12 protein-coding genes and 2 pseudogenes are annotated in these 16,205 nt (G+C 62.9%); 7 read left to right on the top strand and 7 right to left on the bottom strand.

All coding sequences use genetic code 11. The features are described 5' to 3' along the window. The first annotated feature begins 31 nt into the window (after positions 1-31). The 3 genes from purL to VRB54_RS19195 all read left to right on the top strand — a co-directional run bounded on the left by purL (position 32) and on the right by VRB54_RS19195 (position 5,391). Entirely contained in the window at positions 32-3,928 is a 3,897-nt protein-coding gene (gene purL / locus VRB54_RS19205) for a phosphoribosylformylglycinamidine synthase (protein ID WP_338481134.1), read from the top strand. A 4-nt stretch (positions 3,929-3,932) separates the two neighbouring features. Further along, on the top strand, positions 3,933-4,244 hold the full coding sequence (locus VRB54_RS19200; RefSeq protein ID WP_338478396.1) for an NGG1p interacting factor NIF3: 312 nt from the start codon (positions 3,933-3,935) through the stop codon (positions 4,242-4,244). Between the two features lie 208 nt (positions 4,245-4,452). Beyond that, positions 4,453-5,391, top strand: a complete 939-nt coding sequence (locus VRB54_RS19195) for a pectate lyase (RefSeq protein WP_338478395.1) — start codon at positions 4,453-4,455, stop codon at positions 5,389-5,391. Between the two features lie 143 nt (positions 5,392-5,534). Here the strand turns inward: VRB54_RS19195 and nagE are convergent, their stop codons facing one another. The 7 genes and pseudogenes from nagE to VRB54_RS19160 form a co-directional block, all read right to left on the bottom strand. Then, positions 5,535-7,235 (bottom strand): N-acetylglucosamine-specific PTS transporter subunit IIBC, encoded by a 1,701-nt coding sequence (gene nagE, locus VRB54_RS19190; protein WP_338478394.1) that lies wholly within the window; start codon positions 7,233-7,235, stop codon positions 5,535-5,537. Positions 7,236-7,260: 25 nt separating this feature from the next. Next, positions 7,261-9,773, bottom strand: a pseudogene (ptsP, locus tag VRB54_RS19185) (phosphoenolpyruvate--protein phosphotransferase). A gap of 29 nt (positions 9,774-9,802) precedes the next feature. After that, positions 9,803-10,813 carry an SIS domain-containing protein gene (locus tag VRB54_RS19180; RefSeq protein WP_422396117.1) on the bottom strand — a complete coding sequence of 337 codons (1,011 nt, stop codon included), beginning with the start codon at positions 10,811-10,813 and terminating at the stop codon, positions 9,803-9,805. A gap of 15 nt (positions 10,814-10,828) precedes the next feature. Next, positions 10,829-11,911: pseudogene (gene nagA, locus VRB54_RS19175) on the bottom strand (N-acetylglucosamine-6-phosphate deacetylase); the annotation flags it as partial. A gap of 10 nt (positions 11,912-11,921) precedes the next feature. Beyond that, positions 11,922-12,680, bottom strand: coding sequence for a GntR family transcriptional regulator (locus VRB54_RS19170; protein WP_338478393.1), 759 nt, complete (start codon positions 12,678-12,680; stop codon positions 11,922-11,924). Between the two features lie 262 nt (positions 12,681-12,942). Continuing rightward, positions 12,943-13,446: a L,D-transpeptidase family protein gene (locus VRB54_RS19165; protein ID WP_338478392.1), complete on the bottom strand. Its 504-nt coding sequence runs from the start codon at positions 13,444-13,446 to the stop codon at positions 12,943-12,945. Positions 13,447-13,470: 24 nt separating this feature from the next. After that, on the bottom strand, positions 13,471-14,022 hold the full coding sequence (locus VRB54_RS19160) for an NUDIX hydrolase (protein WP_338478391.1): 552 nt from the start codon (positions 14,020-14,022) through the stop codon (positions 13,471-13,473). Between the two features lie 147 nt (positions 14,023-14,169). Between VRB54_RS19160 and VRB54_RS19155 the strand changes: the two genes are divergently transcribed. From VRB54_RS19155 to VRB54_RS19140, 4 genes are all read left to right on the top strand, one after another. After that, positions 14,170-14,772 (top strand): CoA pyrophosphatase, encoded by a 603-nt coding sequence (locus tag VRB54_RS19155; RefSeq protein WP_057007247.1) that lies wholly within the window; start codon positions 14,170-14,172, stop codon positions 14,770-14,772. 35 nt (positions 14,773-14,807) lie between these two features. Then, positions 14,808-15,332: a gamma carbonic anhydrase family protein gene (locus tag VRB54_RS19150; protein WP_231423218.1), complete on the top strand. Its 525-nt coding sequence runs from the start codon at positions 14,808-14,810 to the stop codon at positions 15,330-15,332. Continuing rightward, the gene (locus VRB54_RS19145) at positions 15,329-15,544 is read left to right on the top strand and encodes a DUF1289 domain-containing protein (protein ID WP_338478390.1); all 216 of its coding nucleotides are present in this window, start codon (positions 15,329-15,331) and stop codon (positions 15,542-15,544) included. The genes VRB54_RS19150 and VRB54_RS19145 overlap by 4 nt, the downstream gene beginning before the upstream one ends. A gap of 141 nt (positions 15,545-15,685) precedes the next feature. Beyond that, entirely contained in the window at positions 15,686-16,153 is a 468-nt protein-coding gene (locus VRB54_RS19140; protein WP_034115857.1) for a VUT family protein, read from the top strand. The last annotated feature ends 52 nt before the right edge of the window (positions 16,154-16,205 follow it).

Here is a 16,205-nt window from a genome sequence, read left to right as displayed (position 1 = left end):
AGCACACCCCCTTCCCGAGGCTGTCCCGAAGATGTTGATCCTGCGCGGCGCTCCTGCCCTTTCTGCCTTTCGCCACAGCAAACTCCTTGAGCAACTGAGCCAGAAGGTTCCAGCGGTTACAGGCCTGTATGCTGAATTTGCTCATTTCGCCGACGTTAACGGCGTCTTGACCGCCGACGAACAGCAAGTGCTGGCACGCCTTCTGAAGTACGGTCCCAGCGTTCCCGTTCAAGAGCCCGCCGGGCGCTTGTTCCTGGTTCTGCCAAGGTTCGGCACCATCTCGCCCTGGTCGAGCAAGGCCAGCGACATCGCCCGCAACTGTGGCCTGGACAAGATCCAGCGCCTGGAACGCGGCATCGCCTTCTACGTCGCCGGGCAGTTCAGCGATGCCGAGGCCGAGCTGATTGCCAGCAGCCTGCACGACCGCATGACCCAGATCATCGTCAGCCAGCTGGAACAGGCTGCCGGCCTGTTCAGCCACGCCGAGCCCAAGCCGCTCACCGCGATTGACGTGCTCGGCGGTGGCCGCGCCGCCCTCGAGAAAGCCAACACCGAACTGGGCCTGGCGCTCGCCGAAGACGAGATCGACTACCTGGTAGACGCCTTCAACGGCCTGCAGCGCAACCCCCACGACATCGAACTGATGATGTTCGCCCAGGCCAACTCCGAGCATTGCCGTCACAAGATCTTCAACGCCAGTTGGGACATTGACGGCCAGAGCCAGGAAAAAAGCCTGTTCGGCATGATCAAGAACACCTACGTGATGCACAGCGAAGGTGTGCTGTCGGCGTACAAGGACAACGCCTCGGTGATCGTCGGCTCGGTCGCCGGTCGCTTTTTCCCGGACCCTGAGACCCGCCAGTACGGCGCGGTGCAGGAACCGGTGCACATCCTGATGAAGGTCGAGACCCACAACCACCCGACCGCGATTGCCCCGTTCCCGGGCGCCGCCACCGGTTCCGGCGGCGAAATCCGCGACGAAGGCGCCACTGGCCGTGGCGCCAAGCCCAAGGCGGGTCTCACCGGTTTTACCGTGTCCAACCTGCAGATCCCGGGCTTCGAACAGCCCTGGGAAGTGCCCTACGGCAAGCCTGAGCGCATCGTCACCGCGCTGGACATCATGATCGAAGGCCCGCTGGGCGGCGCCGCGTTCAACAACGAATTCGGGCGCCCGGCGCTCACCGGTTATTTCCGCACCTTCGAACAGTCCATCACCACCCCGCGTGGCGATGAAGTGCGCGGCTACCACAAGCCGATCATGCTGGCCGGCGGCATGGGCAACATCCGTGAAGAACACGTCAAGAAAGGCGAGATTCTGGTCGGCTCCAAGCTGATCGTGCTCGGCGGCCCGGCCATGTTGATCGGCCTGGGCGGCGGTGCAGCTTCCTCCATGGCCACCGGCACCAGCTCGGCGGACCTGGACTTCGCTTCCGTACAGCGCGAAAACCCGGAGATGGAACGTCGCTGCCAGGAAGTCATCGACCGTTGCTGGCAGTTGGGTGACAAGAACCCGATCAGCTTTATCCACGACGTGGGCGCCGGTGGCTTGTCCAACGCCTTCCCGGAACTGGTCAACGATGGCGAGCGGGGCGGCCGTTTCGAACTGCGCAACATTCCAAATGACGAACCGGGCATGGCCCCGCACGAAATCTGGAGCAACGAATCCCAGGAGCGCTACGTACTCGCCGTCGGCCCTGAAGATTTCGCGCGCTTCCAGGCTATCTGCGAACGCGAGCGTTGCCCGTTTGCCGTGGTAGGCGAAGCCACGGCCGAGCCGCAACTGACCGTGACCGACAGCCACTTCGGCAACAGCCCGGTGGACATGCCGCTCGAAGTGCTGCTGGGCAAGGCCCCGCGCATGCACCGTTCGGCGGTTCGTGAAGCCGAGCTGGGCGATGATTTCGACCCGAGCGCGCTGGAGCTGGCCGACAGCATCGAGCGCGTGCTGCACCACCCGGCCGTGGCGAGCAAAAGCTTTCTGATCACCATCGGCGACCGTACCATCACCGGCCTTGTGGCCCGTGACCAGATGGTCGGCCCGTGGCAGGTGCCGGTGGCCGACGTTGCCGTCACCGCTACCAGCTTCGACGTCTATACCGGTGAAGCCATGGCCATGGGCGAGCGCACGCCGCTGGCCCTGCTGGACGCTCCGGCGTCGGGCCGCATGGCGATTGGTGAAACCCTTACCAACATCGCTGCCTCGCGCATCGGTAAATTGTCCGATATCAAACTGTCGGCCAACTGGATGTCGGCCGCCGGCCATCCCGGTGAAGACGCGCGCCTCTACGACACCGTCAAGGCCGTGGGCATGGAGCTGTGCCCGGAGCTGGGCATCACCATTCCGGTGGGCAAGGACTCCATGTCCATGGCTACCCGCTGGAACGAGGACGGCACCGACAAGAGCGTCACCTCGCCGCTGTCGCTGATCGTCACCGGTTTTGCCCCGGTCACCGATATCCGTCAGACCCTCACCCCGCAACTGCGCATGGACAAGGGCACCACCGACCTGATCCTGATCGACCTGGGCCGTGGGCAGAACCGCATGGGCGCCTCGATCCTTGCGCAGACCCACGGCAAGCTCGGCAAGCAGGCGCCGGACGTCGACGACGCTGAAGACCTCAAGGCCTTCTTCGCCGTGATCCAGGGCCTCAACGCCGACGGCCACCTGCTGGCTTATCACGACCGTTCCGATGGTGGCCTGCTCACCAGCGTTGTGGAAATGGCCTTTGCCGGTCACTGCGGTCTGAACATCGTGCTCGACAGCGTTGCCGAGGATGCCTCTGAAATCAACGGCATCCTGTTCAACGAAGAACTGGGCGCCGTGATCCAGGTGCGCCAGGACGCGACCCCGGACGTACTCGCCCAATTCAGCGCCGCTGGCCTGGATGACTGCGTGGCCGTGATCGGCCAGCCGATCAACAACGGTGAGATCAACATCTCGTTCAACGGCGACACCGTGTTCTCCGGTCAGCGCCGCCTGCTGCAACGCCAATGGTCCGAGACCAGCTACCAGATCCAGCGCCTGCGTGATAACGCCGACTGCGCCGAGCAGGAGTTCGACGCGATCCTGGAAGAAGACAACCCGGGCCTGAGCACCATGCTCAGCTTCGACGTCAACCAGGATGTGGCCGCCCCCTACATCAAAAAAGGCATCCGCCCTCAGGTTGCCGTGCTGCGTGAGCAGGGCGTCAACGGCCAGGTGGAAATGGCTGCCGCGTTCGACCGTGCCGGCTTCAATGCGATCGACGTGCACATGAGCGATATCCTCGCCGGCCGCGTTGACCTCAATGAGTTCAAAGGCCTGGTCGCCTGTGGCGGTTTCTCCTACGGCGACGTGCTGGGTGCCGGTGAAGGCTGGGCCAAGTCGGCGCTGTTCAACAGCCGCGCCCGCGATGCGTTCCAGGGCTTCTTCGAACGCAACGACAGCTTCACCCTGGGCGTGTGCAACGGTTGCCAGATGATGTCCAACCTCAGCGAACTGATCCCCGGCAGCGAGTTCTGGCCGCACTTTGTGCGCAACCGCTCCGAGCAGTTTGAAGCCCGTGTTGCGATGGTGCAGGTGCAGGAATCCAACTCGATCTTCCTGCAGGGCATGGCCGGTTCGCGCATGCCGATCGCCATCGCCCACGGTGAAGGCCACGCGGAGTTCTCCAGCGAAGAAGCGCTGCTCGAAGCCGACCTGTCCGGTACCGTGGCTCTGCGTTTCGTCGACAACCACGGCAAGGTCACTGAAGGCTACCCGGCCAACCCGAACGGCTCGCCGCGCGGGATCACCGGCCTCACCAGCCGCGACGGCCGCGTGACCATCATGATGCCGCACCCGGAGCGCGTGTTCCGCGCCGTGCAGAACTCGTGGCGCCCGGAAGAGTGGGACGAAGACGGCGCCTGGATGCGCATGTTCCGCAACGCCCGCGTTTGGGTGAACTGAGGCGGTGTACAAGCTCGCCTTCTTTGTACCCGCAAGCCATGTGGAGACGGTGAAAACCGCCGTCTTCGCCGCCGGCGGCGGGCGCATCGGCAACTACGACAGCTGCGCCTGGCAAGTGCCGGGCCGGGGCCAGTTTCGCGCATTGGACGGCAGCCAGCCGTATCTTGGGCAGGTGGGTCAGGTTGAAGTGGTTGAAGAGTGGAAGGTTGAGCTGGTGGTGGCGGATGAGTTTATCGTGGCTGTTGTGGCTGCGTTGAGGCTGAGCCACCCGTATGAGACACCGGCTTATGAGGTGTGGCAGTTGGCGGACTTTTGATTCGACGGCTGTAAAAACAGGAAACCCGCTGGGCGGTTTGATCAGCGGGTTTTTTATCGTCTGTTGAGGCTTGCTCGCGGAGGTGGCCTCTCGGATACCCTGGATTTAAATAGGGGTTGACGATAATAAATTTATAAAGCACTGTTTATCTGTACAGTATTTGTACCCATGACCAGGACGGTCATGTTTCTTTAGAGAGGGAACTCACATGTCTTATCCAGAAAGCAAACTCAACGGCATCACAGGCTTTGCCAAGGCTGCAAAGGTTACCGGCGGCTGGTCAGGTCCCGTGGTCAGCATTACCAACCTGGATCAACTCAAGGCCAATATCGGCGACGCTGCCCCTCGCGTGCTGGTGATCAACAGCAACCTTTCGGCCTCCAGCCTTACCAAAGTGAACCTGGGCTCCAACAAGACCCTGGTGGGCTCGTTCCAGAACCACACGCTCACCAACATCCACCTGCGAGCAACCTCAGCGTCGCAAAACATCATTTTCCAGAACATCGTTTTCCAGCACTCGGCTGGCATCAAAGACAACGACGACATCCAGCTTTACCTCAACCACGGCAGCAAGTACTGGATCGACCATTGCTCTTTTGTCGGCCATACCTGGTCCGTCAACGACGGCAGCCTCGACAAGTTGCTCTACATTGGTGACAAGGCCGACTACGCGACCATCAGCAACTGCTTCTTTGGTAACCACAAGTACGGCTTGATCCTCGGCCACCCGAGCGATGACAACAACACGGCGTTTAACGGTTTCCCACGGCTGACGATCTGCCATAACCGCTTCGACAATCTGGAAGTGCGCGCGCCGGGGCTGATGCGCTATGGCTACTTCCATGTCTATAACAACTACATCAACAAGTTCCACCTGGGCTTTACCCTGGCGCAAAACGCCAACATTCTTTCCGAGTACAACCACTTTGGTGAGGGCAGCGCCAGCAACGGCATGTTGGACGACAAAGGCAACGGCACCTTCACCGATATCGGCAGCGTGCCTGCGATCACTAACCAGAAGTCGCCGAAGGCGCAGTGGACGGCCAAGTCCAACTATGACTACGCGTTGAAGACCGCCGTGCAAGCCAAGGACTTTACGGTGAAAAACGCGGGGGCTCAGTCGGGCAATCTGGTCTTTGGTGGCTAAGGCTCGTGTGGCAGGCGCCTGATTCTCGGGCGCCTGTCAGGCCCAATCGGGAGCAAGCCCCCTCCCACATTTGAACGTGTTCACATAGTCAAAATGTGGGAGGGGGCTTGCTCCCGATTGGGGCCACTGAAACCTCTGTGCTTCTAAACCCTGGAATCGACCTCTCGGCCACCGACCAACCGCTCCAGCGCCTCACCCAAGCCCAGGGCCTTGTCGCCAATCAACAAGTGCCAGACACCGCTTTCCAGCCGGCTGACACCCTGACACCCCAGCACGGTCAGGGCCGTTTCGGACAACCCCGAGTCATCCCCTAGTTCCACGCGCAACCGCGTCATCGCCACGGCCTCCAGCTGCTGCACATTGGCTCGTCCGCCCAGTGCACTCAGCCATTTCTCGGCCTCCTGAACATTCACCGCCGCTGGCTTATCCACAGGCGCAACCGGCGCACTGGCAACAAACGACGGCATCGCCAGGCGAATTTCATCAGCAATGCTGTCGGCCATCGGTCCGACCACCACCTGCAAACTCCCGCCATTACCCGGCCGCACCACCGCCATGGCGCCCAGCGCTTTCAACTCCCCATCCACTGCCTTGTTGCGATCGACCATGTCCAGGCGCAACCGCGTGGTGCAGGCGCCCACACTCAGCAGATTGTCCGCACCGCCCAGCGCGCGGATATAAGCCGTGGCACGCTGGTTGTCGTTCATCACCTCAGCCTGCACCACCTGGATATCTTCCCGGCCCGGTGTCTTCAGGTTGAAACGGCGAATGCAGTAGCTGAACACGCTGTAGTAAATCAACGCGTAGGCCAGGCCAACCGGGAATATCAGCCAGCCATTGGTGGACTTGCCCCAACCCAGCACCATGTCGATAAACCCACCGGAGAAGGTAAAGCCGAGGTGGATATTCAGCAGGTTGGTCACGGCCATCGACAGGCCGGTGAGCACTGCGTGGATCAGGTACAGGAACGGCGCCAGAAACATGAACGCGAACTCGATCGGCTCCGTCACGCCGGTCAGGAAGGAGGTCAGTGCCATCGACAGGAAAATCCCGCCCATCACTTTGCGCCGTTCCGGCAGCGCATTGCGGTACATCGCCAGACACGCGGCAGGCAGGCCGAACAGCATCACCGGGAACATGCCGGTCATGAACTGGCCGCCTTTGGGGTCGCCGGCGAAGTAGCGGGTCAGGTCACCGGTGACGACCGCGCCGGTGACCGGGTCGGTAAAGGTGCCAAACACAAACCAGGCCATGTTGTTGAGGATATGGTGCAGGTCGGTGACGATCAGCAGCCGGTTGAACACACCAAACACGAAGGCGCCGAGGCTGCCGCTTTCCATCAGCAACGCGCCGAAGCTGTTGATGCCCTGCTGGATCGGCGGCCAGATCAGCCCGAAGATGACGCCAAGGCCAACCGCGCTGAACCCGGTGACAATCGGCACAAACCGTCGCCCGCCGAAAAAGGCGAGGTACTCCGGCAACTTGATGTCTTTGAAGCGGTTATACAGTCCGCCTGCCATCAAGCCACTGGCGATACCGGCGAGCATGCCCATGTTGATGGTGGTGTCCATCACCTTGAGGGTGGAGATCATCACCAGGTAACCAATCGCACCGGCCAGACCTGCCGTGCCGTTGTTGTCGCGGGCAAAACCCACGGCGATGCCGATGGCGAAGATGAGCGCCAGGTTGGCGAAGATCGCTTGCCCGGCGTCGTGCATCACCGCGATGTTCAAAAGGTCGGTATCGCCCAGGCGCAGCAGCAGGCCGGCAATCGGCAGAATCGCGATCGGCAGCATCAAGGCGCGGCCCAGGCGTTGCAGGCCTTCGATGAAATGTTGATACATGGCGTGTCTCCTTTTGTTGTTGTTATCAGCTCAGCGGCCAGTGGTGTTGACAGGCCTGGCGAACGGCCTGGGCGCTGCTCAGGTCGAGCAGGCCCTGGCTCAGTTGCCGGCAGTGCGCCGCATCCAGGTGGCGGACGCGGTCCTTGATTTCGCCGATTTGCAGCGGGCTCACCGACAGCTCGCTGACGCCCAGGCCGATCAGCACCGGCGTGGCCAACTGGTCGGAGGCCAGGGCGCCACATACGCCAACCCAACGCCCGTGTTTCGCCGCCCCGGCGCAGGTCTGCGCGATCAACCGCAGCAGCGCCGGATGCAACGCGTCGACCCGCGCCGCCAGGCCGGCGTGATCGCGGTCCATGGCCAGGGTGTACTGGGACAGGTCATTGGTGCCGATGGAAAAAAGTCTGCATACAGCGCGAGCTGCTCGGCCATCAGTGCAGCGGCGGGCACTTCGATCATCACGCCCAGTTCCGGACGCCGGGTCAGTTCCAGCTCGGCGCATAATTGATCCAGGCGCTGGCGTATCTGCAGCAGTTCATCCACCTCGCTGACCATCGGCAGCAGGATGCGGCAGCGTTCGAGCGGCGCTACTTGCAGCAGTGCGCGCAGTTGCTGGTCGAGCACATCGGGGCGCACCTGGGCCAGGCGAATACCACGCAGGCCCAGCACCGGGTTGGCCTCGGCGGGCAACGGCAGGTAGTCCAGTTGCTTGTCGCCGCCCACATCGATGGTGCGGATGATCACCGACTTATCGCCCATGGCATCCAGTACGGCTTGATAGGCCTGACGTTGCTCCTGTTCATCGGGCGCGGTGCGACGGTCGACGAAGAGGAATTCGGTACGCAACAGGCCGACGCCGTCGGCGCCGTTTTCAAAGGCCACCTGGGCTTCGGCGCTGGAAGCGACATTGGCGGCGACTTCAATGCTCACGCCGTCGGTGGTGTGTGCGGGTAGTTGGGCGTGGGCCTGTTGCTGCTGGTGGCGCAGTTTTTGCGCGTCGCGAATCTGGTGAACTTGGGCATGACGGGCATCGCTGGGCGCCAGTTCCAGGCGACCATTGGCCGCGTCCAAAACCACGCGCTGGCCCTGCGGCACATCAAGGAGTTCGGTGCCCAGCGCCACCACGCAGGGCAAGCCCTGACCCCGGGCCAGGATCGCCACGTGGGACGTCGCGCCACCTTCGGCCATGCAGATGCCGACGGCGTTTTGCGCGCTCAGTTGCAGCAGGTCGGACGGTGTCAGCTCATGGGCGCTGACAATCGCACCCGCTGGCAATTCGACATGCCAGGCGTCACCGAGCAAGGCGCGCAACACGCGTTGTTGCAGGTCACGCAGGTCGTTGGCGCGTTCGGCGAACAGCGGCTTGCCCAGCGCCAGCAACACCGCGCATTGGGCCTGGATTGCATCGCGCCAGGCGTGGGTGGCGGCGCTGCCCTGTTCGATGGACGCGGTGGCCGCGTCAAGCAGCGCCGGGTCTTCCAGCAGGGCCAGGTGGGCGGCGAAGATGTCTTCTTCCTCGGCGTTTTTGCGCTGCCGAGCGTGGGCCAGCGTGTTGCGGATTTCGCCGCGCACCTGTTCCAGCGCTGCGTCCAGGCGTTTGAGTTGTTCATCGACGCGATGGCCGCCGGTATCGGCTGGCAGCTCAAGGCCGCCGAGGCGGATCAAAGGCCCGCACACCAGGCCGGGCGCTGCGCACACGCCTTGCAGCACGTCGGCTTCGACGCTGACTCGAGGTGGCGCAGCGGTAACGGCCGGGGGCTGATGGGCTTCGCTGATCGCCACGGACAGAGCGGCCACCAATGCCTGCAACGCCGCTTCGGCGTCGTTGCCGCGACAGCTGACGCGTACTTCATCGCCCTCGCCAATGCCCAAGCCCATCAGGCCAATCAGGCTGTCACATGCCGCCGATTTACCCTCGAAGTGCAACTGTGCCTGGCTGCTGAAGCCCTGGGCGGTTTTGCGGATCAGCGCAGCCGGACGTGCATGCAAACCACCACGGTGAGTAACGCGCACACGGGCGCTGGCCTCGACCGTTGAGTTATCCACAGCTGTTTGAACGCAGGCGGCTGAACGCACGGCGACCTGCATCAACGGCTCGCCGACCTTCACGGTTTTCAATGACCGAGGCGTCAGTTCAAAGCGTTCGCTGTTGGTCAGAATGATCGGGCTCACCAGGCTCTTGCACCGCCGCGCGATGCGGTCCAGGTCAAAGCGCACCAGTGCCTGCCCGTTGCTCACTTGCGCGCCGTGCTCGACCAGCAGCTCAAAGCCTTCGCCACCCAGCTCCACGGTGTCGATGCCCAGGTGCATCAGCAGTTCGGCGCCGTTTGCAGCGCGAATCGTCAATGCATGCCCGGTGCGGGCGACATGGATGATCACGCCGTCGCACGGCGCATGCAGGCAGTCATTCAACGGGTCGATGGCGATACCGTCGCCCATGGCGCCGCTGGCGAACACGTCATCGGGGACGTCGCCCAGGGCCAGCAGCGGCCCGCTGAGGGGAGCGCTGAGGGTCAATACATTATTGTTGTTGGACATGGGCACGGTACTCATCAGGAAAACACCACTCAGTGAGTGCGGGTGACTTTGCTCAGGTGACGCGGCTGGTCCGGGTCCATGCCCCGGGCTTCAGCGAGGCCTGCGGCCATCACGTAGAAACTCTGGATGGCCAGGATCGGATCGAGGCTCGGGTGCTCGGCGCGGCTCAGGGTCAGGTCGCGTTCGGCGATATCGTCCGGCGCGGCCAGCAACACCCGGGCGCCGCGCTGGCGCATATCGGCGGCCAGGCTCAACAGGCCGGCCTGCTCGGCACCGCGCGGGGCGAATACCAGCAGCGGGTAGTTTTCGTCGATCAAGGCCATCGGGCCGTGGCGCACTTCGGCGCTGCTGAAGGCTTCGGCCTGGATCGCCGAGGTTTCCTTGAGCTTGAGCGCGGCCTCCTGGGCGATGGCAAAACCGGCGCCACGACCGATCACCATCAGGCGCTGGCTGCCTTTGAGGGCGTCGATGGCGAGTGTCCAATCCTGCTTCGCGGCGGCACGCAGCTCGTCGGGCAGGGCGCGGCAGGATCGCAGCAAATCGGCTTCCTGGCTCCAGTGCCCGATCAACTGCGCGCTGGCGCTGAGGGTGGCGATAAAGCTTTTGGTCGCCGCCACGCTGAGTTCCGGCCCGGCGCACAGTGGCACATGGAATTCGCAGGCGGCTTCCAGCGGCGAGTCCTCGGCGTTGACCAGCGAGATACTCAAGGCCCCGCGCTTGCGCAGCAGGCGCAGGCTATCGACCAGGTCCGGGCTCTGCCCCGACTGCGAGAAACCGAACGCCACCTGGCCGCTGACCTGCAACGGCGCCTGCAACAGGGTCACCACTGACATCGGCAGCGACGCCACCGGGATGCCCACATGCTGCATGGCGAGGTAGGCGAAGTAGCTGGCGGCATGGTCGGAACTGCCGCGGGCGATGGTCAGCGCCACCTGCGGCGGCTGCCGGCGCAGGCGCTCGGCGATGTTCTCCAGTGGCGCGCCGAGGCGTTGCAGTTGCGCGGCGACGGCATCAGCGGAGGCCAGGGCCTCCTCAAGCATTTTGAAGTCAATGGTTTCTCCTTCGACCATTACGTCGGTGAGGGTCAGGGCGCGGTCCAGGCGCACGCAGTCGGCAAAGCTGCCGGGTTGCAGGCGGCCGCGCGCCTGCAGGCCCAGGTAGTCCGCTGGAAATTGCGACAGGCGTTGTGAGGCTTCGCTGATGGGCAGGCCGATTTTCACCAGGTTGCGCAGCGCCTGATCCATGGTCAGCGTGCTGCCGGCCAGGGTGCCGTCGGCCAGGCGCACGCCGCCCAGGCATTTGGTCACGGTGTGGCTGCCCAGCTTGTATTCGCCGTCGGGCATGCCGGCGGCGGCGGTGGAGTCGGTCACGCAGTACAGGCACGGGATCGAACGCAGGGCCACGCGCATGGCGCCGGGGTGCACATGCAGCAGGTCCGGGATCAGCTCGGCGTATTGGGCGTGGGCCAGCGCGGCGCCGACGATGCCGGGTTCGCGGTGATGCAGCGGGCTCATGGCGTTGTACAAATGGGTGAAGCTGGTGGCGCCGGCTTCGAGGGCGGCCACGCCTTCTTCGTAGCTGCCCAGGGTGTGGCCGACCTGCATGCGCACGCCGCGTTCGCTGAGCGCGCGGATCAACGCCGCGTGGCCGGCGATTTCCGGCGCGATGGTGATCACGCGGATCGGCGCCAGGGCGAGGTAGGCCTCCACTTCGGCCATCAACGCGGTGTGGGCGAAGTTGGGCTGGGCACCGAGTTTGCCCGGGTTGATGTAGGGCCCTTCCAGGTGCACACCGAGCACCCGCGCGCTGCCGGTGGGGCGTTGTTCGCAGAAGGTGCCGAGCTGGCCGAGTACGCGGGTAATTTCTTCCACCGGCGCGGTCATGGTAGTGGCCAGCAGTGAGGTGGTGCCAAAGCGCACGTGGGTGCGGGTGATGGTCTCGAAGGCGCTTGCACCTTCCATGATGTCGGCCCCGCCGCCGCCGTGCACATGCAGGTCGATAAAACCCGGCAGCAGGTAAGGCAGGTCATTGTGGGCCGGGTCACAGGGCGTGCCTTGGATGGCGCTCACCCGGCCGTTTTCGTGCACCAGGCGGCCGCGAATCCAGCCCAGGGGTGTGAGGATGTTGTCTTCGGACATGGGCAGTTCTCTAGAGTCGCAGTTCAGCGGAGTAGTCATGGCGGCGCAGCTCTGCGACAAAGTCGTAGTAGTCGTTGCGGCAGTAGGTGTCGGTGATCTCAATCGGCGTGTTGTCGGCGGTATAGCCGACCCGGGACATCAGCAGCATGGCGGTGCCGGGGGCGATGCCCACGAGGGCGGCGAACTCGTCCGACGCATTGATCGCCTGCACATGCTGCAGGGCGCGCACGATGGGCTTGCCGATGCCTTCCAGGTATTCGTAGAGCGAATTGCCCAAGGTGTGCGGCTGTGGCAGCACCGAGGCGGGGAGGGTGGTCATCTCGATGGCCATGACGGTGTCATCGGCTTTGCGCAAACGCTTGAGGCGCGCGACCTTGTCGGTGGGCGACAGGGCGAGGCGGATCAGCTCTTCGTGGGTCGGTGGGGTGATATCGCGCTCCAGCCAGTGCGAGCTGGGCACAAAGCCCTTGAGGCGCAGCATTTCGCTGAAGCCCGAGAGGCGCGACAGCGGTTGTTCCAGGCGCGGCGTGATAAAGGTGCCGGAGCCCTGACTGCGGCGGATCAGACCCTGGGCAAACAGCACTTGCAGGGCTTTGCGTGCAGTGACCCGCGAGATACTCAACTGCTCACTGAGTACGCGCTCGGAGGGCAAGGCCTGTTCGGATTTCCACTCGCCGGCATGGATGGCCGCTTCCAGGTTACGGGCCAGTTGCAGGTACAGCGGCGTGGATTGCGTGTCGTCGGGGCGCAGGGCCAGGATGGGATTCATGGGTGAGTGTCCGATGCGTTATTTGGAATGTTGTCGCCCGGTATTGGCCGGAAACTAATACCACTTAGATACCATGTCAATGCACCCAAAACCGTGCAAGCACCGGTTTCAGAGCCCTGTATTGGGGCCTGGCAGCAAGTGGTATTAGAGAGGTCTTTATGACGCGCAGAACGACGCAAGCCCGCGCGGTGAACTGGTATTCACCGGCAGGCGCTGTCAGGAGCAGGAAATTATTTCGAATTATTTTACGAGCGGTTGAAGATCAGGGCCGGATCTCGATCAGGGTGCCGTCCTTGACCAGGTTCCAGACCTCGCGCATGTCGACGTTGCGCATGCCGATGCAGCCATCGGTCCAGTCCAGGGTGTGGAACCACTGCTCCGGGTAGTCTGCGGTGTCGGGGGTGCCGTGGATCATGATCATGCTGCCGGGTTTTACGCCTTCGCGGCGGGCGCGGGCGGCGTCGCTGATATTGGGATAGGAAATGTGCATGGCCAGGTTGTAGCGGTCGCTGACCTTGCGCCAGTCGAGCCAGTAAAAACCTTCCGGTGTACGGCGGTCGCCCTCGATCAGCTTGTGGCCCTTGGGGTTCTTGCCCAGGGAGATGCGGTAGGTCTTGAGGGGCTTGCCGTCGTTGATCAACTGCAATTGGTGGGCAGACTTGAGCACCAGGACCTTCTCCACCGGTTTGCCGCCCAGGGTTTCCAGGGTGGACGCCGGTGACAGCGAGGCGAACGACAGGCAGAGCAGAGCGAGCAACCAACGCATTGACACGATTTCCTGGGGGCCGGATCAGGACCGGGCGGTGTTGGACATGGGCGGTACCGCTTCGCTGCGCACGGGGAAAGCCCGTTGCAGACGGTCGGCAAAAAAGCATTCCAGGGTACGCCCCACCGTGCGGAAAGCCAGTTCGGACCAAGGGATATCGGCCTCGTCGAACAGCTTTACCTCAAGGCTTTCGATGCCGGCGGCAAAGTCCAGGTCGACGAGTTCTGCGCGGTAGAAAATATGCACCTGGCTGATATGAGGCACGTCGATCAGGGTGTAGATCTGCAGGTTGCTTATGCGCGCGCAGGCTTCTTCGAAGGTTTCGCGCACGGCGGCCTGTTCCACGGTCTCGCCGTTTTCCATGAAGCCTGCGGGAAGGGTCCAGTAACCCAGGCGTGGCTCGATGGCACGGCGGCACAGCAGCACTTTGTCGCCCCATACCGGCAGTGTGCCGGCCACGATATTGGGGTTCTGATAGTGGATGGTGTGGCAGTGATCGCACACAAAACGCAGGTGCGCGTCGCCATCTGGGATGCGTTGGGTGACCGGTTTACCGCACTGGCTGCAGAAGTTCATGCTCGGGTTCCTGGAGATTGCGTGCATCTTGGCTTGGTGCCGGGCGTTCCTGCAAGTTGTCGTTTCACGACACGCCTGCGGTTTTGGGGTTGGGCGCCCGCACGCTTTGGTGCATGATGCAAGGTAGCCAACAGACCGAGATGACTCATGCTGGACGAGCTACTTCGCCGGGTAAGCAATCACACGCCGCACACGCTGGAGACCGACGGGCGGTTCCCCGAGGCCGCGGTGCTGGTGCCCATCACCCGCAGCGACGAACCCGAGCTGATCCTGACCCTGCGCGCCAGCGGGCTGTCGACCCATGGCGGCGAAGTCGCGTTTCCCGGCGGGCGCCGTGACCCCGAAGACCCGGACCTGATTTTCACCGCGCTGCGCGAAGCCGAAGAGGAAATCGGCCTGCCGCCGGGCCTGGTGGAAGTGATCGGCCCCTTGAGCCCGCTGATTTCCCTGCATGGCATTCGCGTTACGCCTTATGTGGGGGTGGTTCCCGATTACGTCGAGTACCTGGCCAACGACGCCGAGATTGCCGCTGTTTTCAGCGTGCCGCTGGATTTTTTCCGCCAGGACCCGCGCGAACACACCCATCGCATCGATTATCAGGGCCGCAGTTGGTACGTGCCGAGCTACCGCTTTGGCGAGTACAAGATCTGGGGGCTGACCGCCATCATGATCGTCGAGCTGATCAACCTGCTTTATGACGACGCCAGGATCAGCCTGCACCAGCCGCCCAAGAGCTTCATCAATATCTAAGCCATCACCTGAATGGCAAGCCGCGAGGACACACCATGAAATACCGCCTGGGCGACGCCCGCGTCGAGACGCACCCCGACAGCTGGGTGGCACCCAATGCCACACTCGTGGGCAAGGTCAAGCTGGAGGAGGGCGCCAACGTGTGGTTCAACGCGGTGTTGCGCGGCGACAATGAACTGATCCTGATCGGCAGGAACAGCAATGTGCAGGATGGCAGCGTGATGCACACCGACATGGGCTACCCGCTGACCCTGGGCACCGGCGTGACCATCGGCCATAACGCCATGCTGCACGGCTGCAGCGTCGATGATTACAGCCTGATCGGCATTAACGCGGTGGTTCTCAATGGTGCCAGAATTGGCAAGCACTGCATCATCGGCGCCAATTCGCTGATCGGTGAGGGCAAGGAAATTCCCGACGGCTCGTTGGTAATGGGCTCGCCGGGCAAGGTGGTGCGTGAGCTGACCGAGGCGCAGAAGCGCATGCTCGAAGCCAGCGCTGCGCACTATGTGCATAACGCGCAGCGGTATGCGCGCGACCTGGCCGAGCAGCAGGCATGAACCCGGTCGAGCGTCCTGTCGCTTCGCCGTGTGTGAGTATCTGCGCGTTGGACGATGACGATGTCTGTACCGGCTGCCAGCGCACGGTGGATGAGATTACGCGCTGGAGCCGCATGGACAATGCCGAGCGCCGGGTGGTGCTGGGGTTGTGTCATGAGCGGGCGGTGGCCGGTGGGTTGGTGTTTATGATGCCGGGGAAATCCGGCGCCTGACAGACCGCCACCGGAAGCAAGCCCCCTCCCACATTTGAATGTATTCACAAATCCAACTAGGTGAACCCGATCAAATGTGGGAGGGGGCTTGCTCCCGATGAGGCCTTCTCTGACAACTTAATGACCCACAGGCTCTACCCCATGCTCTTCCTGATCGCCTACATCAGCAGCGTCGTGCTGATCAACTTCGCCTTCTCCACCGCTCCGCACCTGGACGTCATCTGGTCCGCCTGGGGCGGGCTGGTGTTCATCCTGCGCGACATGGTGCAAACCCGCTTCGGCCACGGTGCGATCATTGCCATGCTGGCCGCGCTGGTGCTGTCCTACATCACCTCCGACCCGTCCATCGCTCTTGCCAGTGCCACGGCGTTCGCGGTGTCCGAATGCATCGACTGGCTGGTGTTCAGCATCACCAAACGGCCGTTGCATGATCGTCTGTGGATCAGTTCGGCGCTGAGCATTCCTCTGGATACCTTTATCTTCTTCGGCCTGATCGGCGCGCTGACCCCGGCCGTGGCAGGCACGGCGCTGGTGTCGAAATTCGCCGGCGTCACGGTGGTGTGGTTGATCATGGCCTGGCGTCTGCGTAAACGGGCTGTCGCCAACTGAGGCCAATTTTTACAGTTCATGTAAAATGCCGGCCTTTCTCCCCATGATCCGC

The organism is Pseudomonas trivialis, assembly GCF_036864995.1.
Lineage (GTDB): Bacteria > Pseudomonadota > Gammaproteobacteria > Pseudomonadales > Pseudomonadaceae > Aquipseudomonas > Aquipseudomonas trivialis.
Note: the sequence above shows the minus strand (reverse complement) of the source record. Positions and strands in the feature narration are given on the sequence as shown.